Here is a 24,305-nt window from a genome sequence, read left to right as displayed (position 1 = left end):
TATTTTGAATACATTTCATCGATGTACGACAACTATATTTTTTGATAATAATCCTGGCGTTTTTCATCTCTAAAAAGATGTGTAAACAATAAACATGAAACTAATTCATTACTATTGTTAAATTCAAAACAAATCGACAACAAACATCTCGATGATTTTTCTCATTTTTCTTTTTATCATTTTTTACCAATTAAGATATTTAAAGATTTTTACTACAGAAGACTATGCAACTTATTTTTCAGCGCAACGCCTAAACCATCAAAATAAATTAATATCAAATTAATCATAAATTAAACTGATTTATAAACATTGGTTTCACGCACTACTCTTCATTTGATAGAACAGTAACCTGTTCCAAAGACGTTAAAATCTATTTTTTTTACGTAGTTACTGTGAGTTGATTATTTATCTAAAATTAAATCATAAGGATGAGAAGGAACTTTATGAATATCAAAAAGCATCCCTTGTCAACGCTGGCAATAGCTATTTCGACCGTGTTATCAATACCAGTTTCCCTGGCATGGACCCCACCAACCACTATCAACAGCGATGTTACCATCAATAATAATGATGTCGTAACCTTATCTTCATCAGAAAATAACTCACCAGTATGGGATCAATTTCGTTATCTTAATGTTGGAACAACAAGTGAAGGAACGTTGAATATAGATGGGCGGGATCTGACTACTTCTAAAATCGTCATAGGTAATGCGACGTCAGGGACAATAAAATTAGAAAATAACTCTCATCTGACACTTAGCCATGCGTCGCCTAACCAACGTGATATTTATTTGGGAACCAATGGCGGCTCAGGAACCTTAATGGTCCTTAGCGGCAGTACTATCACCGATTTAAATGAATTCAGAATTGGTGAATTTAATTACCAGGCGCAGGGACAGGTCGTTATTGACGGTGAGGGTTCATCCGTTGCCGCTCGGTATGTGATGGTAGGCGATCAGGGGACGGGTAAACTCGAAATCACTCATGGCGGTCATCTTACCTCATCGGTTGATATGATCATTGGCTTTAATGGAAATATGGAGAATTTTCAGGGAACGGGATACGGCGAAACCCTGGTTGATGGTGACAATCCTTCATTAGCCGTGAATGAGTTTATCTCCCTTGGGGGATTGGGCTCATTGCTGAACGATGCAAAAGGTATTCTTACCGTTAGTAATAATGCCACGGTCAGCGCGAATCAATTTATCTGGCTTGGAATGGACGAAACAAGCACCGGTATTCTAAACATTGGTGGAGCGCAGGGAGAAGCCGAACAGAAAGCGGGAACAATCAAGACGCCGATTATCCATATGGGAAGCGATGTCGGGAATAGTACTGCCCAGATTAATTTCAACCATTCCAGCGAAGATTTTATCCTGGCGGCAGATATCGTTGGCAAAGGCGAGGTTAACCAGGTGGGTTCCGGAGTCACTACTTTAACTGGCGCAAATACTTATTCTGGTCAAACAAATATTAGTAAAGGCACCCTGCGCGCCGGTATCAACGATACCTTTAGCCCGAACTCCAGTTATGCCGTCTCCAGTGGAGGAAATATCGATTTAGACGGTTTTTCACAAACCTTAAATGAGCTGGATTTGGCAGGTACGGCAACGCTATCATCCTCAAAAAATGGCAACAATTTGACGCCTGCCACACTCACCATCAATGGCAATTACACCGCTAATAACGGTTTGTTAGTTATGCGTACCGAACTCGGCGATGATAATTCCGCGACCGATAAATTAATTGTAAAAGGCAACACGTCTGGTCATACCCGTGTGAGTGTTCACAATGCCGGTGGTCAGGGCGCCGATACGCTTGAAGGTATCCGCATTGTTGAAATAACGGGGGCATCAGAGGGTACGTTTAGTAAAGAAGGCCGTATTGTTGCCGGAGCCTATGATTATAACGTGACGAAAAGTGACGATCAGAACTGGTACTTAACCAGTGAAACCCCACTTATACCACCTGTTGACCCTGTAATTCCCGATACACCTTCACCTTACACGCCTTCGCCTTACACACCCGCTTCACCTGAACCGCAGCCGGAAAGAAAGCATCAGTATCGCCCGGAGATTGGCAGCTATGTGGCCAATATTCAGGCGGCAAATACCCTGTTTAATACCCGACTGCATGACCGTCTGGGGGAAACACAATACACCGACCTGCTGACTGGCGAGCAGAAAGCGACCAGTCTGTGGTTACGTAACATTGGCGGACATAACCGCTTTAAGGATCGCTCGGATGAACTGAACACCCAGAGCAACCGTTATGTTCTGCAACTTGGCGGCGATATTGCGCAATGGAGCAGTAACGCACTCGATCGCTGGCATCTCGGCCTGATGGCTGGCTATGCCAACAGTAAGAGTCACACACATTCCAGCCTGACCGGGTACAACTCACGCGGGCAAATCGACGGCTACAGTGTTGGCGTGTATGGCACCTGGTACGCTAACGAAGCAGATAAAACAGGGACTTATGTTGATAGCTGGTTGCTCTATAACTGGTTTGATAACACCGTCTCCGGTGAGTATCTGCCCAGTGAAAAATATCACTCTGACGGTATCACCGCCGCCATTGAAGCGGGTTATACCTTCCGTCTTGGTGAAAGCTCAGATGCCCGCACCAGCTACTGGTTGCAGCCTAAAATGCAACTGACGTGGATGGATGTGAAGGCAGACAATCATACTGAAGACAACGGCACTCTGGTTGAGGACAGCACCGAAGGTAACCTGCAAACGCGTCTGGGGATGAAAGCATACCTGCAAGGTCATAATGCTATTGATGATAATAAAGCGCGTTCCTTCCAGCCTTTCGTGGAAACCAACTGGATTTATAACTCCCGCAATTACAGCGTGAAGATGGATGGCATCAGCGATGAAATCATCGGCACGCGTAACATCGGCGAGTTAAAAGTTGGGGTGGAAGGTCAGCTTAATCCGCGTCTGCAACTGTGGGGCAACGTCGCCCAGCAGTTGGGGGACAATGGTTACAGCGATACCCAGGGAATGCTGGGCATGAAATATCTCTTTTAATGCCACTTTGCCGCCCGTCACGTACGGGTGGCGCGCTCCCCGCATCAACTTGATAAGCGTAGCACATCAGGCAAGCCGGACAGTGATATCACCGCCCGGCTTCTTCTGCTTAAACGGACTAGATGTGCAGTTCCTGCAACTTCTCTTTCGGCAGCGCCAGCTCCTCGTTGCTGTTGATACGCACGTCGCGTTCCAGAATGTTACGTGCAATATCCTGAGCTTCCTGCAACGAGTGCATCTGGAAAGTACCGCACTGGTAGACATTCAGTTCCGGGATCTGATTTTGATCCTTCACTTTCAGCACATCTTCCATTGCCGCCTTCCAGGCATCAGCAACACGTTGCTCATCTGGCGTACCAATCAGACTCATATAGAAACCGGTGCGGCAACCCATTGGTGAGATATCAATAATCTCAACGCCGTTGCCGTTAAGATGGTTGCGCATAAAACCAGCAAACAGATGCTCCAGGGTATGGATACCTTTTTCTGGCATTACTTCTTTGTTCGGCACGCAGAAACGCAGATCGAACACGGTGATTGCATCGCCATGCGGGGTGTTCATTGTTTTTGCCACCCGAACTGCAGGCGCTTCCATCCGGGTATGATCGACTGTGAAGCTATCTAACAACGGCATTTAGCCACCTCCGGTAATTTTTTTTAAAATATTCTGAACTCTTTGTTCCCAGGCGAGTCTGAGTATATGAAAGACGCGCATTTGTTATCATCATCCCTGAATTCAGAGATGAAATTTTGGCCACTCACGAGTGGCCTTTTTCTTTTCTGTCAGCTGTGTTTTTCCAGCCACACCTTGAACGACTCGGTATCTGCGGCTTCCATTTCCTGCTGACGGCGTTTAGACGCTTCGCGCTCGGCAATAAAATCGTCTTCACGCAGAATTTCCAGCGGCTCTTCACGTAACAAATTGCGATAAGCCTCACCGAACGCTTTGCCAGTTCCGCCAATGCCAGTATCAATCATAGACCGTAAGATACGGGCGGAGAAAGTCAGATCGGGATTATCAAAGCAGGCCACCAGTTCATCACACACTTTCTGATACGCTTCGCCGCCGTTAATGCTGTCCAGCGTTTGCGCGACGCGTTTCAGATCCCGGAACAGATCTTTGCCCACCTGCGGCAACGGGAATTGCGCAGTTTCACAGCCAATTCCCAGCGTCAGCCCCGGCTTACGTCCTTCGAGGATCACCCGGTTCCAGTTGACGCGTGTACAGGCAAGTTCACTACTGCTCATTTCCGGCGCATCAGCCAGCGCACACCAGACCATAAACAGGTCGAGGAAACGCACCTGCTGCTCATCAACACCAATCGGCGAGAATGGGTTGATATCCAGCGAACGCACTTCGATATATTCAATGCCGCCGCGTAACAGCGCATCAGAAGGCGACTCGCCGCTGCGAGTAACGCGTTTCGGACGAATCGGCGCATACAGCTCGTTTTCAATCTGCAGCACGTTGCTGTTGATTTGCAGCCGCTTGCCGTCTTTCTCAAGACCAATCTTCGCGTACTCTTCCGACGGCGTTTTAATTGCCCGCTTCAGACCCGCTACATACTCGTAGAGATCATTAAAAGTAATACCAAGATTACTTTGCGATTTATTGGTATAGCCCAGATCGCTCAAGCGTAGCGATGTCGCATACGGCAGGTAATACATGCCGCATTCGGTTTTCTCAAACGGCAGCGACGTCGGTTTACCTTGCAGGAAAGAAGAACAAATTGCCGGAGAAGCGCCAAACAGGTACGGGATCACCCAACCGAAGCGATAGTAGTTACGAATAGCGCGGAAGTAGCCCGCAGAGATTTTCTCTTTGGCGTCAACGCCCGAGATATCACCACACTTCGCCTGCCAGAATGCCATTGGTAACGAGAAGTTGTAGTGTACGCCGGAGATGGTTTGCATCAGCGCGCCATAGCGATTTTTCAGCCCTTCACGGTACAGCGTTTTAAAGCGCCCTGTATTGGACGTTCCATACTGCGCCAGTTCGATATCCTGACCTTCCGCGATGTAACATGGCATACTTAACGGCCACATCCGCTCATCGCCAATATTACGCGCGGTATAGCGATGCAAATCGCGCATAAAGGCCAGCATATGCTCAATATCGCCATCGACCGGCGTAATGAACTCCAGTAACGCTTCGGCAAAATCGGTGGTGATCCATTTATGCGTCAGTGCGGAACCTAATGCTTCAGGATGACCGGTTGTTGCCAGAGTGCCATCTGGATTAACACGCAAAGTTTCGCGCTCAAGACCACGCTGTATCCCCTTTAATGCCTGAGGATGTTTTTCCAGCCAGGCCAGCGCCTGTGATACGTCCGGGATCAAATTGACCTCCCGCCTGTCAAAATCGTTTTAATTAGCATAACTGTAATGGTGGCCATGTGTGCAGGCCTACAATTAGTGCCACCACATCATGCCCTGAACGGTGGCTGCTGCAACCGCAACATAGCGCAACGCTTTACCAAGGCACAAAAAAAAGATTACTGGTCCCCACGAGATGCGCATCCATCCCGCTAACAGACACAGTAAGTCGCCAATCACTGGCATCCAGCTTAATAAGAGTGTGACTGCGCCATAGCGTTTCAGCCAGCCAATGGCTTTTTCTTGCCAGCGCGATCTTTTGCGCAATGGAAAGAAACGCCCAAGGATAACGTTAGTTAACCCTCCAAGGCTATTACCCATTGTTGCTGTTAATACTAAAACCCAGGGATGACTCACCCCAGAAAGTAACATTGCGACCAGCACAACTTCCGAATTGCCGGGTAATAGTGTAGCGCTGAGAAAACTACTGGCAAACAACGAGAAGAGCGACAGCGACTCACTCACAGCAAGCGAACATCCACGGCGTCCATGCCTGCGGCGCGAGCGGCCTGTATACCAAAATCGGCATCTTCAAAGACAACGCAATGCGTTGGTTGCACGCCCATACGCTGCGCACACAGCAAAAACGTGTCTGGTGCAGGTTTATGGTGTTTGACGTGATCGGCAGCAATGACTACATCGAAATAACGACGTAATCCGAGGTGCGTTAGCAGCGCCTCAGCGATGGCGCTTTCACTCCCCGTACCGACAGCCATTGGGCGACGACCGTGCCAGCTTTTCACCACTTCAACAAGGGGAAGCGGTTCGACGCTATCGAGCAACATGCTTCTTACGGCATCGGTTTTCTCGCGGGCTAATGCATGGGGATCGAGATCGGCCTGATTCAGCTCAATGATCGCCTGGGCTATACGCCAGGTGGGCGAGCCATTAAGCGCAATCATGGCCTGAACATCGTACTGAAGACCGTAGCGTCCTAATACTTCACGCCACGCTTTACGGTGCGTGGGTTCTGTATCCAGGATTGTGCCATCCATATCAAAAATTAAACCTGCATAACGCTCGTACATTGTCTTCTCGCAAGTCGAAAAATATGACGCTACTTTAGCGTAATTGCTTGATTTTGTCGCCGATGCGAAGGGGAAGATTATTCAGGATATGGATAAAATAGTTATTTAGAAATGAGATGTTTTTGGAGGAAATTTTTGGAGAATATGGCGCATCCGGGAGGATGACTCACTGGCGTTCGCCCTTCGGGCCGTTGCTGGCGCAACGTTATCCTCCCTGCTGCCTGCGGTTAATACCGCTATCTCTTCGATACCTTCATTGCTGAAGGTTACGGAGAATATGGTGCATCCGGGAGGATTCGAACCTCCGACCGCTCGGTTCGTAGCCGAGTACTCTATCCAGCTGAGCTACGGATGCATCGGGAAAATTTATTTTACTGCTGATATTGATACCGCTGCTAAAGCTATATCAAATAAGAAATGGTGCATCCGGGAGGATTCGAACCTCCGACCGCTCGGTTCGTAGCCGAGTACTCTATCCAGCTGAGCTACGGATGCATCGGGAAATTTATTTTACTGCTGATATTGATATCGCTACGAAAGCTATATCAAGTAAGAGATGGTGCATCCGGGAGGATTCGAACCTCCGACCGCTCGGTTCGTAGCCGAGTACTCTATCCAGCTGAGCTACGGATGCATCGGGAAACTTACTTTACTGCAGATTTTTTGATACCGCTACTAAAGCCATATCAAGTAAGAGATGGTGCATCCGGGAGGATTCGAACCTCCGACCGCTCGGTTCGTAGCCGAGTACTCTATCCAGCTGAGCTACGGATGCAAATGGCGGTGAGGCGGGGATTCGAACCCCGGATGCAGCTTTTGACCGCATACTCCCTTAGCAGGGGAGCGCCTTCAGCCTCTCGGCCACCTCACCACACGCCTCTTACGAGTGCTTCGAAGAACTTGTTTATCGCTCATCGTCGCTGCGTGGCGCACATATTACTTTCTGAGACTTATAAGTCAAACAATTTTTCCCACACTTTTATCGTTTGCACACTTCACGCTCAATTAGACTGTAAAAACGTCAAAAAGAGTGTTTTATCAACAGAAAAAATGGCCTATGACAGGCAGGCGTGATGCAGAAAAATGGATGTTAACGTTGAATGAACGGGAGTAACGCGAAAAGAAAATGAAGTGAAGGAGAGATTTTGAGGGTGCGTCTCACCGTTAAAGATGAGACGCGGAAAGATTAGTAACTGGACTGCTGGGATTTTTCAGCCTGGATACGCTGGTAGATCTCTTCACGGTGAACAGAAACTTCCTTCGGGGCATTTACGCCAATACGTACCTGGTTGCCCTTTACCCCTAAAACTGTCACGGTGACCTCATCCCCAATCATGAGGGTCTCACCAACTCGACGAGTCAGAATCAGCATTCTTTGCTCCTTGAAAGATTAAAAGAGTCGGGTCTCTCTGTATCCCGGCATTATCCATCATATAACGCCAAAAAGTAAGCAATGACAAACACATTACATGTAAGCAGTCATGGCATTACATTCTGTTAAACCTAAGTTTAGCCGATATACACAACTTCAACCTGACTTTATCGTTGTCGATAGCGTTGATGCGAATGCCGTGGAGCAAGTCCACGGCATTGCCTGACGCTAATATTATTGCAATTTCGCGCTGACCCAGCCTTTCACACTGGCTAACGCTGCAGGTAAGGCCGCAGCATCCGTACCACCGGCTTGCGCCATGTCAGGACGTCCACCACCCTTGCCGCCCACCTGCTGAGCGACCATACCAATCAGTTCCCCTGCTTTCACACGATCTGTGACGTCCTTAGATACGCCTGCAATCAGAGAAACCTTACCTTCGGCTACCGTTGCCAGCACGATAATTGTCGACCCCAGCTGATTTTTTAAATCGTCAACCATGGTACGCAACATCTTCGGCTCAACACCGTTAAGCTCGCTAACCAACAGCTTAACACCATTAACATCAATTGCCTTACTGGAAAGATTTGCACTCTCCTGCGCGGCAGCCTGTTCTTTAAGCTGTTGTAGCTCTTTTTCCAACTGACGCGTACGTTCCAGTACTGAACGAACTTTATCAGCCAGATTATTGCTATCGCCTTTCAGCAGATGCGCAACTTCGCTTAAGCGATCGCTGTCTGCATGAACGGTGGCAATAGCACCTTCTCCGGTTACAGCTTCGATACGACGAACGCCCGCAGCAGTACCCGATTCAGAGATAATACGGAACAGACCGATATCACCGGTGCGGCTGGCGTGAGTACCGCCACACAGCTCTGTGGAGAAATCGCCCATGCTCAGTACACGTACACGTTCATCATACTTCTCGCCAAATAGCGCCATCGCGCCTTTCGCTTTCGCAGCCTCGAGATCCATGATGTTGGTTTCAATCGGCAAGTTACGACGAATTTGTGCGTTCACCAGATCCTCAACGGCACGAATTTCCTCTGGTTTCATCGCTTCATTATGTGAGAAGTCGAAACGCAGCACTTTGTCGTTAACCAGAGAACCTTTCTGCGATACATGAGTACCCAGAATCTGGCGCAGCGCAGCATGCATCAAGTGCGTTGCGGAGTGATTCAGACGAATACGAGCACGGCGCGCTTCATCAACATCGGCCTGCACCGCGTCGCCCACTTTCAGAGAACCCGCAGCAAGTTTACCGATGTGGCCAATCGCCTGGCCGTATTTCTGCGTATCTTCTACCGCAAAGGAGAAGTTTGCGCCTTTCAGTTCGCCTTTATCGCCAACCTGACCGCCAGATTCTGCATAGAATGGCGTTTGATCCAGCACGACTACCGCTTCCTGGCCTGCATTGATGGCATCAACCGCTTTACCATCAACAAACAGCGCGGTCACTTTGCCGTTCAGTTCCAGATGGTCATAGCCTTTAAATTCAGATGCACTGTCAACACGGATCATTGCGTTGTAATCAGCACCAAAGCCGCTGGCTTCGCGCGCACGACGACGCTGCTCTTCCATTGCTGCTTCAAAGCCAGCTTCGTCAACTTTGATGTTGCGCTCACGACAAACGTCAGCCGTCAGGTCAACCGGGAAGCCGTAAGTGTCGTACAAACGGAAAGCGGTTTCGCCATCCAGCGTATCGCCAGAAAGTTTCGCCAGCTCTTCATCCAGCAGCGCCAGACCGCGCTCCAGAGTACGCGCAAACTGCTCTTCTTCAGTTTTCAGCACCTGCTCAACCTGAGCCTGTTGGCGTTTCAGGTCTTCACCCGCAGAGCCCATGACCTCGATCAGTGGCCCCACCAGCTTGTAGAAGAAGGTTTCTTTCGCGCCCAGCATATTGCCGTGACGCACCGCGCGACGAATGATACGACGCAGTACATAACCACGGTTTTCGTTGGACGGCATTACGCCATCCGCGATCAGGAACGCACAAGAACGAATGTGGTCAGCGATTACGCGCAGCGATTTGTTGCTTAGATCGGTCGCGCCAGTGACTTTCGCTACCGCCTGGATCAGCGTGCGGAACAGGTCGATGTCATAGTTAGAGTTAACGTGTTGCAGCACCGCAGCAATACGCTCCAGCCCCATACCGGTATCTACAGACGGCTTCGGCAGCGGTTCCATCGTGCCATCAGCCTGACGGTTGAACTGCATGAAGACGATGTTCCAGATCTCAATATAGCGGTCGCCGTCTTCTTCCGGGCTTCCCGGAGGGCCACCCCAGATGTGGTCACCATGATCGTAGAAAATTTCAGTACACGGGCCGCACGGACCAGTGTCACCCATCTGCCAGAAGTTATCAGACGCGTATGGCGCACCTTTGTTATCACCGATGCGAATAATACGTTCGCGCGGGATACCAACTTCTTTTTCCCAGATTTCGTAGGCTTCGTCGTCGCTTTCATAGACGGTAACCCACAGACGCTCTTTCGGCAGAGCAAACCATTTTTCGCTGGTCAGTAATTCCCATGCAAACTGAATGGCATCGTGTTTGAAATAGTCGCCGAAGCTGAAGTTGCCCAGCATCTCGAAGAAGGTATGGTGACGCGCGGTGTAACCGACGTTTTCCAGGTCGTTGTGTTTACCCCCCGCACGCACGCAGCGTTGGGAGGTAGTAGCGCGGGAATAATTACGCTTGTCGAGCCCAAGGAACACATCCTTGAACTGGTTCATCCCGGCGTTGGTAAACAACAAAGTTGGGTCGTTATGGGGAACCAGGGAGCTGCTGGCAACTACCTGATGTCCCTTACTATGGAAAAAGTCGAGAAACGCCTGACGGATCTCAGCGGTGCTCTTGCTCATAATTATCCTGAAATCAAGCTAACGAAATATCGCCACCAGCAGCAGCAAGTTAATAACCGCTGGGCTGGTAACTGAAAAGTGGGAATAAGATAAGTTTTCTTGACTGGGAAGTAAAATACCGTATGCGTTCAGTCGGCAAAATTTCGCCAAATCTCCTGGATATCTTCCATCAGATAGCCACGATAGAGCAGAAAACGCTGGATCTTAACTTTTTCTGAAAAGACTGTTGGCAGTGGTTCGCCATATTTTCGCGTAGCCTGATCGCGCGCCAGTTCGCACCAGTCGATGTCACATTCACGCATCGCTTTTTCTGTGGCCTCTCGGGAGATACCTTTCTGGTTCAGTTCCTGACGAATACGCGCTGGTCCATAACCTTTACGGCTACGGCTGGCGATAAAGCGCCCAACAAATCGGCTGTCATCGAGATAGCCATGTTCATGGCACCAGGCAATAACACGTTCATAATCCTCTGCCGTGGCATCAATCTCTTCCGGGCCATTTTTGCCCATAATCGGTGCTGCGAGTTTACGTCGCAATTCTTGCTCGCTGTGATCGCGTACCGCCAGAATGCGTACCGCACGATCCAACAGGCGAGCATATGCCGGACGACGGGATATTGATTCTGTCATGGCATATCCTTAAAACTTAAAAAGCAAAAGGGTCGCAAATGCGACCCAGGTTTTACTGACAAAGTGTGCGTTGTTCATGCCGGATGCGGCGTGAACATCTTATCTATCCTACAAACCTTGCAAATTCAATACATTGCAGAGATCATGTAGGCCTGATAAGCGTAGCGCATCAGGCAATTTTGCGTTTGTCATCAGTCTCAGAGCCGCAGATGCGCTCCTTGTCCATCAAACTAGACGATTAAAAATCTTCGTTAGTTTCTGCTACGCCTTCGCTGTCATCTACAGAGAAATCCGGCGTTGAGTTCGGGTTGCTCAGCAGCAGCTCACGTACTTTCTTCTCGATCTCTTTCGCGGTTTCCGGGTTGTCTTTCAGCCAGGCAGTTGCATTCGCTTTACCCTGGCCGATTTTCTCGCCTTTGTAGCTGTACCATGCACCCGCTTTCTCGATCAGCTTCTCTTTCACGCCCAGGTCAACCAGCTCGCCGTAGAAGTTAATACCTTCGCCGTAGAGGATCTGGAATTCAGCCTGTTTAAATGGCGCAGCGATTTTGTTCTTCACCACTTTCACGCGGGTTTCGCTACCCACCACGTTTTCGCCCTCTTTCACCGCGCCGATACGACGGATATCAAGACGAACAGAGGCGTAGAATTTCAGCGCGTTACCACCGGTTGTGGTTTCCGGGTTACCGAACATCACACCAATTTTCATACGGATCTGGTTGATGAAGATCAGCAGCGTGTTGGACTGTTTCAGGTTACCCGCCAGCTTACGCATCGCCTGGCTCATCATACGTGCCGCAAGGCCCATATGAGAGTCGCCGATTTCGCCTTCGATTTCCGCTTTCGGCGTCAGTGCCGCAACGGAGTCAACGACGATAACGTCTACGGCGCCAGAACGCGCCAAGGCGTCACAGATTTCCAGTGCCTGCTCGCCGGTGTCCGGCTGAGAGCACAGCAGATTATCGATATCGACACCCAGTTTACGTGCGTAGACCGGGTCCAGCGCGTGTTCAGCATCGATAAACGCACAGGTTTTACCTTCACGCTGCGCAGCGGCAATAACCTGCAGCGTCAGTGTCGTTTTACCGGAAGATTCCGGTCCGTAGATTTCGACGATACGGCCCATCGGCAGACCGCCTGCCCCGAGCGCGATATCCAGTGAAAGCGAACCGGTAGAGATGGTTTCCACATCCATAGAACGGTCTTCACCCAGGCGCATGATGGAGCCTTTACCAAATTGTTTCTCAATCTGGCCCAGTGCTGCCGCCAACGCTTTCTGTTTGTTTTCGTCGATAGCCATTTTTACTCCTGTCATGCCGGGTATTACCGGATAGTCAATATATTCTGTTGAAGCAATTATACTGTATGCTCATACAGTATCAAGTGTTTTGTAGAAATTGTTGCCACAACGTCTGCAATGCATAAGCCGTCGCCTTCCGACGCACGGCATCACGGTCACCGCTGAAGCATTCCCGGCGGGTAATACCTTCGCCGCTGGCTGAAGCAAAAGCAAACCAGACAGTGCCAACTGGCTTCTCTTCGCTGCCGCCATCCGGCCCGGCGATACCGCTGATAGAAACAGCATAATCAGCACGAGCCGCTTTCAGGGCGCCAATCGCCATTTCCACCACGACGGGTTCACTCACCGCGCCATGCTGCACCAGCGTCTCATCTCGCACGCCGATCATCTGCGATTTAGCTTCGTTACTGTAGGTGACAAATCCGCGTTCAAACCAGGCGGAACTGCCAGCAATATCGGTAATAACTTTCGCCACCCAGCCGCCGGTACAAGACTCAGCGGTTGTTACGATTGCGCCACGGGCTTTCAGCGCCTGCCCTACCTGCTCGCTTAATTGCATCAGTTCACTGTCAGTCATCACAACCTCTGTCAGTCAGATATTTATGCCGGACAAGATAGCACTTTCCCGTAAAAGATGGGGACGAGCGATTCATTTTACGAGTCGCATTCCGAAATAAGACTGTTACGACCAACCAGTAAAGAAAAAAGCTACCATGCCGCGTTCGCATTGATATGTATTCACAGGAAGAGAAAAGTAATGGCAACAAAGAAAACGGATAACACCCCACAAAACGTACTCAAACAGACCACGCAAATGCGTATGTGGGTCACCATTGGCGGCGTCAGCGCCCTGATTGCAGTGGTATGTAAGATTTTATCTTCCGGCTATCTTGAACCTTTCGATTTTGGTCAGGCTGCGTTAGGCGTTGTCTGCCTGGGATATACCGTGTCGCTGTCTAAGAAAATCAAACAATTACGTCAGCAATCTCTTTCGAATAAACAGTAAGATAGCAGAGGGAGGTTTAACCTCCCTCTTGCAAATAATTACTGTACGCGCGCCAGCGCCACGGCTTGTCCTAACTGCCAGACCGCCATTGCGTAGTGAGTGCTGTGGTTGTAACGGGTAATAGTGTAGAAGTTCGGCAAACCGTACCAGTACTGATACCCCGTCCCGACATCCAGACGCAGCAAGCTGGCCTGCTGATGATTGCCCAGTGGCTGCTGTGGCGTCAGCCCTGCCGCTGCAAGTTGTGAAATGCTGTACTTGGTTTTGAAGCCATTTGGCAACCCCGGAGCCTGACCATTTGCCATTACAGCGACCTGATCGCCTTTCACCCAGCCATGCGCTTTGAAATAGTTCGCCACGCTGCCAATGGCATCAACCGGGTCCCACAGGTTGATATGCCCGTCGCCGCTGAAATCCACTGCGTATTGTTTGTAAGACGACGGCATAAACTGACCGTAGCCCATTGCACCGGCAAAGGAACCTTTCAGATTGAGCGGATCGTCCTGCTCATCGCGCGCCATTAGCAGGAAGGTTTCCAGTTCACCAGAGAAATACTCCGCGCGGCGCGGGTAGTTAAATGACAGCGTCGCCAACGCATCGAGGATGCGAGTTTTACCCATCACGCGTCCCCAGCGGGTTTCAACGCCGATAATCCCGACGATAATTTCCGGCGGTACGCCATATACCTGCCACGCGCGATTCAGCGCATCTTCATACTGGTTCCAGAAAACCACGCCGTTCTGCACGTTATCCGGAGTAATAAATTTTTTGCGATAACGCAGCCATGCGCCGTTCGGGCCAGATGGCGGCTTCACCGATGTGGTTGGTGCCTGGTTATCCATCAGCCGCAGTACCGAATCCAGACGTTTCGCCTGGGAGAGGATTTCCTGCAACTGCTGACGATTGAAGCCGTGTTTTTTCACCATTTTGTCGATGAACTGCTGCGCATTCGGGTTGTTAGCAAAGTCACCGCCCATCTGCATCACATTGTGCTGCGGCTCAAGCAGGAAGCCGCCGGACGGCGTTCCGGTGGTCGTTTCAGTCTCAGTAGGTTTTGGCTTGCTGCTACAGGCGGCAAGCAACACAAAAAGGGGAAGCAATGTTACATAACGACGCTTGAACATGAGGAGTCCATTTAACAGATTCAACCAGGGGCAAGTATGGTAAAGCATCCCGCCCCGCACAAGGAAGCGGTAGTCACTGCCCAATACGGACTTTACATAACACAAATCACCTTCCTCACCATCCTTTCAACCAAACTTTCAAATTAAAATATTTATCTTTCATTTTGCGATCAAAATAACACTTTTAAATCTTTCAATCTGATTAGATTGTGTTGCCGTTTGGTAATAAAACAATAAATTTCAAAGGAGAGAACAATGATAGAAACCATTACTCATGGCGCAGAGTGGTTCATCGGGCTGTTCCAGAAAGGTGGAGAGGTGTTTACCGGGATGGTGACCGGCATTCTTCCGCTGTTGATAAGCCTGCTGGTAATCATGAACGCGCTGATTAATTTTATCGGGCAGCACCGCATTGAACGATTTGCTCAACGTTGCGCCGGCAATCCTGTTTCCCGTTACCTGCTATTACCGTGTATTGGCACGTTTGTTTTTTGTAACCCGATGACCTTAAGTCTGGGGCGTTTTATGCCGGAAAAGTTCAAACCCAGCTATTACGCGGCGGCTTCTTATAGCTGCCACTCAATGAACGGTCTCTTCCCTCATATCAACCCCGGCGAACTGTTTGTTTATCTGGGAATTGCCAGCGGTCTGACGACGCTGAATCTGCCACTTGGCCCACTGGCAGTGAGCTACCTGCTGGTTGGTCTGGTTACGAACTTCTTCCGTGGCTGGGTGACCGACCTGACCACCGCCATTTTCGAGAGAAAGATGGGCATTCAACTTGAACAGAAAGTTCACCTGGCAGGAGCAACATCATGACGCGTATTCAGATCGAAAAAGGCACTGGTGGCTGGGGTGGCCCACTTGAACTGGAAGCCACGCCAGGTAAAAAAATCGTCTATATCACCGCCGGAACCCGGCCAGCAATTGTCGACAAACTGGCACAACTTACTGGCTGGCAGGCTATCGACGGCTTTAAAGAAGGTGAACCAGCGGAAGCGGAAATCGGCGTTGCAGTAATCGACTGCGGCGGCACACTGCGCTGCGGCATCTATCCAAAACGGCGTATTCCCACCATTAATATCCACTCGACGGGCAAGTCCGGTCCGCTGGCGCAGTACATCGTGGAAGATATTTATGTCTCTGGCGTGAAAGAAGAAAATATTACTGTGGTCGGCGCTGAAACTCCGCAACCCTCTTCCGTAGGCCGTGACTACGATGCCAGCAAGAAAATCACCGAACAAAGCGATGGTTTACTGGCGAAAGTGGGAATGGGCATGGGGTCTGCCGTTGCCGTGCTGTTTCAGTCCGGGCGCGACACTATCGACACCGTATTAAAAACCATTCTGCCGTTTATGGCGTTCGTCTCGGCGCTCATCGGCATCATTATGGCCTCCGGCCTTGGCGACTGGATTGCCCACGGTCTTGCTCCGCTGGCGAGCCATCCACTGGGGCTGGTAATGCTGGCGCTTATCTGCTCCTTCCCGCTGCTTTCGCCTTTCCTTGGGCCTGGCGCCGTTATCGCGCAGGTTATCGGCGTATTGATTGGTGTGCAGATTGGTCTCGGCAATATTCCGCCGCATCTGGCTTTACCGGCGCTGTTTGCCATCAACGCGCAGGCGGCCTGCGACTTTATCCCGGTCGGTTTATCGCTGGCGGAAGCCCGTCAGGACACGGTTCGCGTCGGGGTCCCTTCTGTACTGGTGAGCCGCTTTTTGACCGGCGCACCAACTGTACTGATCGCCTGGTTTGTCTCCGGTTTTATCTATCAATAGAGGCTGAAACATGACCGTTATTTATCAGACCACCATCACCCGTATCGGCGCGAGCGCCACTGACGCCTTCAGCGACCAGATGCTCATCACCTTTCGTGAAGGCGCACCTGCGGATCTCGAAGAGTATTGCTTCATCCATTGCCACGGCGAATTGAAAGGAGAACTCCATCCCGGTTTGCAATTTTCTCTCGGGCAGCATCGCTATCCGGTGACCGCCGTTGGCAGCGTGGCGGAGAACAATCTTCGCGAACTGGGTCATGTCACCCTGCGCTTCGATGGTTTAAGCGAAGCGGAATTTCCGGGCACTGTCCATGTGGCAGGCCCTGTACCCGACGATATCGCGCCGGGATCGGTTTTGAAGTTTGAATCTGTTAAGGAGTAAAAAATGAATCAGGTTGCCGTTGTCATCGGTGGTGGGCAAACTCTGGGCGCGTTCCTGTGCCATGGTCTGGCTGCCGAGGGGTATCGTGTGGCAGTTGTCGATATTCAGAGCGACAAAGCCGCAAATGTGGCGCAAGAAATTAACGCCGAATATGGTGAGGGAACGGCGTACGGTTTTGGTGCTGACGCCACCAGCGAGCAGAGCGTTCTGGCGCTCTCTCGTGGGATAGATGAAATCTTTGGTCGCGTCGATTTACTGGTCTACAGCGCCGGAATTGCAAAAGCAGCGTTTATCAGCGATTTCCAGCTCGGCGATTTTGACCGTTCGCTACAGGTGAATCTGGTGGGCTATTTCCTGTGCGCGCGTGAATTTTCGCGTTTGATGATCCGCGACGGCATTCAGGGACGCATTATTCAGATCAACTCGAAATCCGGCAAGGTGGGCAGTAAACATAACTCTGGCTACAGCGCCGCGAAATTTGGTGGCGTAGGGCTGACTCAATCACTGGCGCTGGATCTGGCAGAGTACGGCATTACGGTGCATTCGCTGATGCTCGGTAACCTGCTGAAATCGCCGATGTTCCAGTCACTGTTGCCGCAATACGCCACCAAGCTGGGTATCAAACCGGACGAAGTCGAGCACTATTACATCGATAAAGTACCGCTCAAACGCGGCTGCGATTATCAGGATGTGCTGAATATGCTGCTGTTCTACGCCAGTCCCAAAGCGTCGTACTGCACCGGACAGTCAATCAATGTCACCGGTGGTCAGGTGATGTTCTGATCAACAGCGGAGATCCTTTTAGGATTTCAGACTGATGACAATGTTCAAAAAGGGTTCGGACGATCCCCTCGCCTCTTTGGGGTGAGGGGGAAAACCGTACCCACATTTAGGAGAAGTTATGGTATCAGCTCTCATCACCGTCGCCGTTATCGCCTGGTGTGCGCAACTGGCCTTAGGCGGCTGGCAAATTTCTCGTTTTAATCGAGCCTTCGACGCGCTCTGCCTGCAAGGGCGCGTCGGTGTAGGCCGTTCCAGTGGGCGCTTTAAGCCACGGGTCGTGGTCGCCATCGCCCTGGACGATCAGCAGCGCGTCACCGACACCTTGTTTATGAAAGGACTGACCGTTTTCGCCCCACCACAAAAAATTCCCGCAATTAAGGGTATGTATTCTGGTGATTTAAAGCCCGATGTGATCTTTCCCCATGATCCACTATCACAGAATGCTCTATCATTGGCGCTTAAACTGAAACGTAGATAATTTCGTTGTGAATGTTACTAGCTTGCGAAGTTATCATTTTGAAACCTAAATCAGGTAATCACGCCCATGAAACCTCGTCAGCGTCAGGCCGCCATTCTGGAGTATCTGCAAAAGCAGGGGAAATGCTCGGTTGAAGAATTGGCGCAATACTTTGACACCACAGGCACCACCATTCGCAAAGATCTGGTTATTCTGGAACATGCCGGAACCGTCATCCGAACCTATGGCGGCGTGGTGTTAAATAAAGAGGAATCCGATCCGCCTATCGATCATAAAACGCTCATCAACACCCACAAGAAAGAGCTGATTGCAGAAGCTGCCGTTAGTTTTATTCATGATGGCGATTCGATCATTCTCGATGCTGGCAGTACCGTGTTGCAGATGGTCCCCATGTTATCGCGCTTTAATAACATCACGGTGATGACCAACAGCCTGCATATCGTCAACGCGCTATCCGAACTGGATAACGAACAAACCATCCTGATGCCAGGCGGAACATTTCGCAAAAAATCGGCCTCATTTCACGGGCAACTGGCAGAAAATGCCTTCGAGCATTTCACCTTCGATAAATTATTTATGGGCACCGATGGCATCGATCTGAATGCGGGCGTGACTACGTTCAACGAGGTCTATACCGTCAGTAAGGCAATGTGCAATGCCGCGCGCGAAGTGATTTTGATGGCTGACTCATCAAAGTTTGGCCGTAAAAGCCCCAACGTAGTTTGCAGTCTTGAAAGCGTCGATAAACTGATTACCGACGCAGGTATCGATCCGGCGTTTCGTCAGGCGCTGGAAGAGAAAGGGATCGACGTGATCATAACCGGAGAGAGCAATGAGTGAAGCACTACTGAACGCGGGACGTCAGACGTTAACGCTGGAGTTGCAGGAAGCAAGCCGTTTGCCGGAGCGTCTGGGCGATGATTTTGTTCGCGCCGCCAATATCATCCTGCACTGCGAAGGCAAAGTGGTGGTTTCGGGAATTGGCAAATCGGGCCACATTGGCAAAAAGATCGCCGCAACGCTTGCCAGCACCGGCACACCGGCTTTTTTTGTCCATCCGGCAGAAGCACTGCACGGCGACCTGGGGATGATTGAAAGCCGCGATGTGATGCTGTTTATCTCTTACTCCGGTGGCGCGAAGGAACTGGATCTGATTATTCCGCGTCTGGAAGATAAATCTATCGCCCTGCTGGCGATGACCGGCAAACCGACATCACCGCTGGGTCTGGCGGCGAAAGCAGTGCTGGATATTTCCGTAGAACGCGAAGCCTGCCCGATGCACCTTGCGCCGACCTCCAGCACCGTCAATACCCTGATGATGGGCGACGCGCTGGCGATGGCGGTCATGCAGGCGCGCGGATTTAATGAAGAAGATTTTGCCCGCTCCCACCCTGCCGGCGCGCTGGGCGCTCGCTTGCTGAATAAAGTACATCATCTGATGCGCCGTGATGATGCCATCCCGCAGGTAGCGTTAACCGCCAGCGTGATGGATGCGATGCTGGAACTCAGCCGCACCGGATTAGGTCTGGTGGCAGTATGTGACGCTCAACAACAGGTACAAGGCGTCTTTACCGACGGCGATTTACGTCGCTGGCTGGTTGGCGGCGGCGCACTCACCACGCCGGTTAATGAAGCGATGACGACTGGCGGAACCACATTACAAGCACAAAGTCGCGCTATCGACGCCAAAGAAATCCTGATGAAGCGCAAAATCACTGCCGCACCGGTGGTGGATGAAAACGGCAAACTCACCGGCGCAATTAACCTGCAGGATTTCTATCAGGCCGGGATTATTTAATCCTTCAACCCCAGACGTTTCGCCAGCCGATGCAGGTTGGCGACGTCAGTTTCCAGCATCCGCGCGCAGGCAGCCCAGTTGTGATGATTTTGCACCAGCGCCTGGCGAATGGTTTCACGCTGGAACGCTTCTGTCGCTTCACGCAGGTTTTGCTTAACAACGGGCACCGCTGCCACTTCTGGCGGCGGCACCGTCACTTCTGGAAAAGCAAAATGTTGCGCCTCAAGAATCACTTCATCGCCGCTGCGGGTGGCTCTCGACAGTACTACCGCCCGATGAATAGCATGTTCCAGTTCACGCACGTTTCCCGGAAAACTGTAGTGTTGCAGTAAATTTCGCGCTCCGGAACTTAACACTACGCGAGAGAGCCCCAGCCGCAAACGGCACTGCTCACAGAAATACCCCGCCAGAAGAGTGACGTCATCGCCCCGCTCACGCAGCGGCGGCACCGAAAGCGGAAACACGCTCAGGCGATGGAACAAATCAGCGCGGAATCGCCCTGCCAGCACCTCTTCACGCAAGTCGCGGTTAGTCGCCGCCAGCACGCGCACATCGACCCGCAAACTGCGGTCATCGCCAACGCGCTGAATATCGCCATACTGCAACACCCGCAGCAGCTTGGCCTGCAATGCCAACGACAACTCGCCGATCTCATCCAGAAACAGCGTGCCGTTATCCGCCATTTCAAACTTCCCGCTGCGGTTACTGATAGCACCAGTAAACGCCCCTTTTACGTGCCCGAACAACTCACTTTCCGCCACACTTTCCGGCAGTGCGGCACAGTTGAGATAGACCAGCGGATTCACCGCCCGTGGCGAGGCTTCATGAATCGCTTTCGCCACCAGCTCCTTACCGGTTCCCGTCTCGCCGCTGATTAAGACGTTGAGATCGGACGCCGCCACAATCTCAATCTCTTTTTTTAATTGCGTCATACCTGGCGACAGACCGATCATCTGCGTCTGTTTCACCGCTTCAAACGGCGCGGCATCGCCTGGCAGCATATTCTGGCTTTCCAGTTGTTCAATCAACAACGCATTGCTTAACGCTCCCGCCGCCAGCGCGGCAATCAGCCGTAACTCTTCGTCGCTGAAAACATCGAACTGATCGGGCTGCATCCCGTCGAGCGTCAGTGCGCCGATCAGGTTTTGCCCGGCAAACAATGGCAGACCAACGCAGGCGTGAACCTTCAGACTCTCCTGCCCAGGAATCAAACCGTCATAGGGATCGGGCAATTCGCTGTCTGCGGGAAAGCGCACCACGTCCCCGGCGCGGGCAATCGCTTCCAGCCGTGGATGCCCTTCCAGCGCAAAGCGTCTACCGAGTACATCCTTTGCCAGACCGTCGATGGCAAGGGGAATAAACTGCCGCGAGTCGTAACGTAGCAACGCAGACGCATCGCACTCCAGCACCTGACGCAGCGTGGTGATCAGGCGCTGAAAACGATCCTGATGACCAATCCCACGCTGCAATTCGATGGCGATATTCGCCAGCACATCAACGGAAAAACTCATCTTTGCCTCACTGTCAATTTGACTATAGATATTGTCATATCGACCATTTTATTGATAGTCATTTTGACTACTCACTAATGAGCACAAATAAATTTATATAGTAAAAACAATCAGATAAAAAACTGGCACGCAATCTGCAATTAACAAGACATCTTTTTAGAACACGCTGAATAAATTGAGGTTGCTATGTCTATTGTGGTGAAAAATAACATTCATTGGGTGGGTCAACGTGACTGGGAAGTACGTGATTTTCACGGCACGGAATATAAAACGCTGCGCGGCAGCAGCTACAACAGCTACCTCATTCGCGAAGAAAAAAACGTGCTGATCGACACCGTTGACCATAAATTCAGCCGCGAATTTGTACAGAACCTGCGTAATGAAATCGATCTGGCGGATATTGATTACATCGTGATTAACCATGCTGAAGAGGATCACGCCGGGGCGCTGACCGAACTGATGGCGCAAATTCCGGATACGCCGATCTACTGCACTGCAAACGCGATCGATTCGATAAATGGTCATCACCATCATCCTGAGTGGAATTTCAACGTGGTGAAAACCGGAGACACGCTGGATATCGGCAACGGCAAGCAACTCATTTTTGTCGAAACGCCAATGCTGCACTGGCCGGACAGCATGATGACTTACCTGACGGGCGACGCAGTGCTGTTCAGTAACGATGCTTTCGGTCAGCACTACTGCGACGAGCATCTGTTCAACGATGAAGTGGATCAGACCGAGCTTTTCGAGCAGTGCCAGCGTTACTACGCCAATATCCTGACGCCGTTCAGCCGCCTGGTAACACCGAAAATCACCGAGATCCTCGGCTTTAACTTGCCGGTCGATATGATAGCGACCTCTCACGGCGTGGTATGGCGCGATAACCCGACGCAAATTGTCGAGCTGTACCTGAAATGGGCGGCGGATTATCAGGAAGACAGAATCACCATTTTCTACGACACCATGTCGAATAATACCCGCATGATGGCTGACGCTATCGCCCAGGGGATCGCGGAAACCGACCCGCGCGTAGCGGTGAAAATTTTCAACGTCGCCCGAAGCGATAAAAACGAAATCCTGACCAATGTCTTCCGCTCAAAAGGCGTGCTGGTCGGCACTTCGACGATGAATAACGTGATGATGCCGAAAATCGCCGGGCTGGTGGAGGAGATGACCGGATTGCGCTTTCGTAATAAACGCGCCAGTGCTTTCGGCTCTCACGGCTGGAGCGGCGGTGCGGTGGATCGTCTTTCCACTCGCCTGCAGGATGCAGGTTTCGAAATGTCGCTTAGCCTGAAAGCCAAATGGCGACCGGATCAGGACGCTCTGGAGTTATGCCGTGAACACGGTCGTGAAATTGCCCGTCAATGGGCGCTTTCGCCGCTGCCGCAGAACACGGTGAATACGGTGGTTAAAGAAGAAACCTATGCCACCACGACGGCTGACCTCGGCCCACGGATGCAGTGCAGCGTCTGCCAGTGGATTTACGATCCGGTAAAAGGCGAGCCAATGCAGGACGTTGCACCAGGAACGCCGTGGAGTGAAGTCCCGGACAACTTCCTGTGCCCGGAATGTTCCCTCGGTAAAGACGTCTTTGACGAACTGGCATCGGAGGCAAAATGAGCAACGGCATTGTGATCATTGGTTCGGGCTTCGCCGCCCGCCAACTGGTGAAAAATATTCGCAAACAGGACGCCAGTATTCCGTTAACCCTGATTGCCGCCGACAGCATGGATGAGTACAACAAACCTGACCTCAGCCATGTGATCAGTCAGGGGCAACGTGCCGACGACCTTACCCGCCAGACGGCAGGTGAATTTGCCGAGCAGTTTAATCTGCGCCTGTTTCCGCACACCTGGGTGACGGATATCGATGCCGAAGCCCATGTGGTGAAAAGTCAGAATAATCAGTGGCAATATGACAAGTTAGTGCTGGCAACCGGTGCCAGCGCCTTTGTCCCGCCAGTGCCCGGGCGTGAGTTAATGCTGACGTTAAATAGTCAGCAAGAGTATCGCGCCTGTGAAACGCAACTGCGGGATGCCCGACGCGTGTTGATTGTCGGCGGTGGTTTGATTGGTAGCGAACTGGCGATGGATTTTTGTCGTGCAGGCAAAGCGGTCACGCTAATCGACAACGCTGCCAGTATTCTGGCATCGTTAATGCCACCGGAAGTAAGCAGCCGCTTGCAGCATCGGTTGACGGAGATGGGCGTTCATCTGCTGTTGAAATCTCAGTTGCAGGGGCTGGAAAAAACGGATTCTGGCATTCGGGCAACGCTGGATCGCCAACGCAGCATCGAAGTGGATGCGGTAATTGCCGCAACCGGACTGCTCCCGGAAACCGCCCTGGCACGACGCGCCGGGCTGACGATTAATCGCGGCGTTTGCGTCGATAGTTATCTGCAAACCAGTAATGCCGATATTTATGCGCTGGGCGATTGCGCAGAAATTAACGGTCAGGTACTGCCGTTCCTCCAGCCGATTCAACTTAGCGCGATGGTGCTGGCAAAAAATCTTCTCGGCAATAACACGCCGCTGAAACTACCGGCGATGTTGGTGAAAATCAAAACGCCGGAATTACCGCTGCATCTGGCAGGCGAAACCCAGCGTCAGGATTTACGCTGGCAGATTAATACAGAAAGCCAGGGGATGGTGGCGCGCGGCGTTGATGATGCCGACCAGCTTCGCGCCTTTGTGGTCAGCGAGGATCGGATGAAAGAGGCGTTCGGATTGTTGAAAACGTTGCCGGTGTAGGTGGGCTACTGTGCCTAAAATGTCGGATGCGACGCTGGCGCGTCTTATCCGACCTACGGGGACGCATGTGTAGGCCGATGTGATGGA

At 51.1% G+C, this 24,305-nt stretch carries 22 protein-coding genes and 5 tRNA genes; 11 read left to right on the top strand and 16 right to left on the bottom strand.

Features of this window, described 5'->3' with window-relative positions; translation table 11 throughout:
• Positions 1 to 443 precede the first annotated feature (443 nt).
• Complete coding sequence (locus A7589_RS22010; RefSeq protein WP_108189016.1) at positions 444 to 3,035, top strand: autotransporter outer membrane beta-barrel domain-containing protein; 2,592 nt, start codon at positions 444 to 446, stop codon at positions 3,033 to 3,035.
• A gap of 118 nt (positions 3,036 to 3,153) precedes the next feature.
• Here A7589_RS22010 and luxS read toward each other — a convergent pair whose 3' ends face one another.
• From luxS to pncC, 14 genes are all read right to left on the bottom strand, one after another.
• A complete protein-coding gene (gene luxS, locus A7589_RS22005; RefSeq protein WP_001130203.1) occupies positions 3,154 to 3,669 on the bottom strand; it encodes an S-ribosylhomocysteine lyase in 516 nt (171 codons plus the stop codon).
• A gap of 149 nt (positions 3,670 to 3,818) precedes the next feature.
• Positions 3,819 to 5,375, bottom strand: a complete 1,557-nt coding sequence (gene gshA, locus A7589_RS22000) for a glutamate--cysteine ligase (protein ID WP_000611832.1) — start codon at positions 5,373 to 5,375, stop codon at positions 3,819 to 3,821.
• Between the two features lie 72 nt (positions 5,376 to 5,447).
• The gene (locus tag A7589_RS21995) at positions 5,448 to 5,876 is read right to left on the bottom strand and encodes a YqaA family protein (RefSeq protein ID WP_000004483.1); all 429 of its coding nucleotides are present in this window, start codon (positions 5,874 to 5,876) and stop codon (positions 5,448 to 5,450) included.
• Positions 5,873 to 6,439 carry a fructose-1-phosphate/6-phosphogluconate phosphatase gene (yqaB, locus tag A7589_RS21990; protein WP_000273322.1) on the bottom strand — a complete coding sequence of 189 codons (567 nt, stop codon included), beginning with the start codon at positions 6,437 to 6,439 and terminating at the stop codon, positions 5,873 to 5,875. Before yqaB ends, A7589_RS21995 begins: the two co-directional genes overlap by 4 nt.
• 278 nt (positions 6,440 to 6,717) lie before the next feature.
• Positions 6,718 to 6,794: transfer RNA gene (locus A7589_RS21985), tRNA-Arg, on the bottom strand.
• Between the two features lie 63 nt (positions 6,795 to 6,857).
• Positions 6,858 to 6,934 (bottom strand) — tRNA-Arg (locus A7589_RS21980).
• Positions 6,935 to 6,996: 62 nt separating this feature from the next.
• Positions 6,997 to 7,073, bottom strand: a tRNA-Arg gene (locus A7589_RS21975).
• 64 nt (positions 7,074 to 7,137) lie between these two features.
• Positions 7,138 to 7,214 (bottom strand) — tRNA-Arg (locus A7589_RS21970).
• Between the two features lie 3 nt (positions 7,215 to 7,217).
• Positions 7,218 to 7,310, bottom strand: a tRNA-Ser gene (locus A7589_RS21965).
• 315 nt (positions 7,311 to 7,625) lie between these two features.
• Complete coding sequence (csrA, locus tag A7589_RS21960; protein ID WP_000906486.1) at positions 7,626 to 7,811, bottom strand: carbon storage regulator CsrA; 186 nt, start codon at positions 7,809 to 7,811, stop codon at positions 7,626 to 7,628.
• A gap of 234 nt (positions 7,812 to 8,045) precedes the next feature.
• On the bottom strand, positions 8,046 to 10,676 hold the full coding sequence (gene alaS, locus A7589_RS21955; protein WP_000047207.1) for an alanine--tRNA ligase: 2,631 nt from the start codon (positions 10,674 to 10,676) through the stop codon (positions 8,046 to 8,048).
• Positions 10,677 to 10,804: 128 nt separating this feature from the next.
• A complete protein-coding gene (recX, locus tag A7589_RS21950; protein ID WP_000140363.1) occupies positions 10,805 to 11,305 on the bottom strand; it encodes a recombination regulator RecX in 501 nt (166 codons plus the stop codon).
• A gap of 238 nt (positions 11,306 to 11,543) precedes the next feature.
• Positions 11,544 to 12,605, bottom strand: coding sequence for a recombinase RecA (gene recA, locus A7589_RS21945; protein ID WP_000963153.1), 1,062 nt, complete (start codon positions 12,603 to 12,605; stop codon positions 11,544 to 11,546).
• Between the two features lie 79 nt (positions 12,606 to 12,684).
• The gene (gene pncC / locus A7589_RS21940) at positions 12,685 to 13,182 is read right to left on the bottom strand and encodes a nicotinamide-nucleotide amidase (protein WP_010353997.1); all 498 of its coding nucleotides are present in this window, start codon (positions 13,180 to 13,182) and stop codon (positions 12,685 to 12,687) included.
• Between the two features lie 180 nt (positions 13,183 to 13,362).
• Here pncC and A7589_RS21935 point away from each other — a divergent pair, with 180 nt between their 5' ends.
• A complete protein-coding gene (locus A7589_RS21935) occupies positions 13,363 to 13,611 on the top strand; it encodes a hypothetical protein (protein WP_000201678.1) in 249 nt (82 codons plus the stop codon).
• A gap of 38 nt (positions 13,612 to 13,649) precedes the next feature.
• Here the strand turns inward: A7589_RS21935 and mltB are convergent, their stop codons facing one another.
• Complete coding sequence (gene mltB / locus A7589_RS21930) at positions 13,650 to 14,735, bottom strand: lytic murein transglycosylase B (protein ID WP_000476834.1); 1,086 nt, start codon at positions 14,733 to 14,735, stop codon at positions 13,650 to 13,652.
• A 255-nt stretch (positions 14,736 to 14,990) separates the two neighbouring features.
• Between mltB and srlA the strand changes: the two genes are divergently transcribed.
• From srlA to gutQ, 7 genes are all read left to right on the top strand, one after another.
• Positions 14,991 to 15,554 (top strand): PTS glucitol/sorbitol transporter subunit IIC, encoded by a 564-nt coding sequence (srlA, locus tag A7589_RS21925; RefSeq protein ID WP_000573315.1) that lies wholly within the window; start codon positions 14,991 to 14,993, stop codon positions 15,552 to 15,554.
• Complete coding sequence (gene srlE / locus A7589_RS21920) at positions 15,551 to 16,510, top strand: PTS glucitol/sorbitol transporter subunit IIB (RefSeq protein ID WP_000196923.1); 960 nt, start codon at positions 15,551 to 15,553, stop codon at positions 16,508 to 16,510. Before srlA ends, srlE begins: the two co-directional genes overlap by 4 nt.
• A 10-nt stretch (positions 16,511 to 16,520) precedes the next feature.
• Positions 16,521 to 16,892, top strand: coding sequence for a PTS glucitol/sorbitol transporter subunit IIA (gene srlB, locus A7589_RS21915; RefSeq protein ID WP_000216197.1), 372 nt, complete (start codon positions 16,521 to 16,523; stop codon positions 16,890 to 16,892).
• A gap of 3 nt (positions 16,893 to 16,895) precedes the next feature.
• A complete protein-coding gene (srlD, locus tag A7589_RS21910) occupies positions 16,896 to 17,675 on the top strand; it encodes a sorbitol-6-phosphate dehydrogenase (RefSeq protein ID WP_001077345.1) in 780 nt (259 codons plus the stop codon).
• Between the two features lie 118 nt (positions 17,676 to 17,793).
• Entirely contained in the window at positions 17,794 to 18,153 is a 360-nt protein-coding gene (gutM, locus tag A7589_RS21905; RefSeq protein ID WP_000252896.1) for a transcriptional regulator GutM, read from the top strand.
• A gap of 66 nt (positions 18,154 to 18,219) precedes the next feature.
• On the top strand, positions 18,220 to 18,993 hold the full coding sequence (gene srlR / locus A7589_RS21900) for a glucitol operon DNA-binding transcriptional repressor SrlR (RefSeq protein ID WP_000804555.1): 774 nt from the start codon (positions 18,220 to 18,222) through the stop codon (positions 18,991 to 18,993).
• Entirely contained in the window at positions 18,986 to 19,951 is a 966-nt protein-coding gene (gene gutQ, locus A7589_RS21895) for an arabinose-5-phosphate isomerase GutQ (RefSeq protein ID WP_001287440.1), read from the top strand. The genes srlR and gutQ overlap by 8 nt, the downstream gene beginning before the upstream one ends.
• Here the strand turns inward: gutQ and norR are convergent.
• Positions 19,948 to 21,462, bottom strand: a complete 1,515-nt coding sequence (norR, locus tag A7589_RS21890; RefSeq protein ID WP_000010741.1) for a nitric oxide reductase transcriptional regulator NorR — start codon at positions 21,460 to 21,462, stop codon at positions 19,948 to 19,950. The two genes, gutQ and norR, sit on opposite strands and share 4 nt — an antisense overlap.
• A gap of 186 nt (positions 21,463 to 21,648) precedes the next feature.
• On the opposite strand from norR, the gene norV reads away from it, so the two are divergent.
• Both norV and norW read left to right on the top strand, forming a co-directional pair.
• A complete protein-coding gene (gene norV, locus A7589_RS21885; RefSeq protein WP_000029631.1) occupies positions 21,649 to 23,088 on the top strand; it encodes an anaerobic nitric oxide reductase flavorubredoxin in 1,440 nt (479 codons plus the stop codon).
• Positions 23,085 to 24,218, top strand: coding sequence for an NADH:flavorubredoxin reductase NorW (norW, locus tag A7589_RS21880; protein ID WP_000064714.1), 1,134 nt, complete (start codon positions 23,085 to 23,087; stop codon positions 24,216 to 24,218). Before norV ends, norW begins: the two co-directional genes overlap by 4 nt.
• The last annotated feature ends 87 nt before the right edge of the window (positions 24,219 to 24,305 follow it).

The organism is Escherichia sp. MOD1-EC6475, from assembly GCF_003046645.1.
GTDB classification, from domain to species: Bacteria; Pseudomonadota; Gammaproteobacteria; order Enterobacterales; family Enterobacteriaceae; genus Escherichia; species Escherichia ruysiae.
This window is presented reverse-complemented; position numbering and strand designations above follow the sequence as displayed.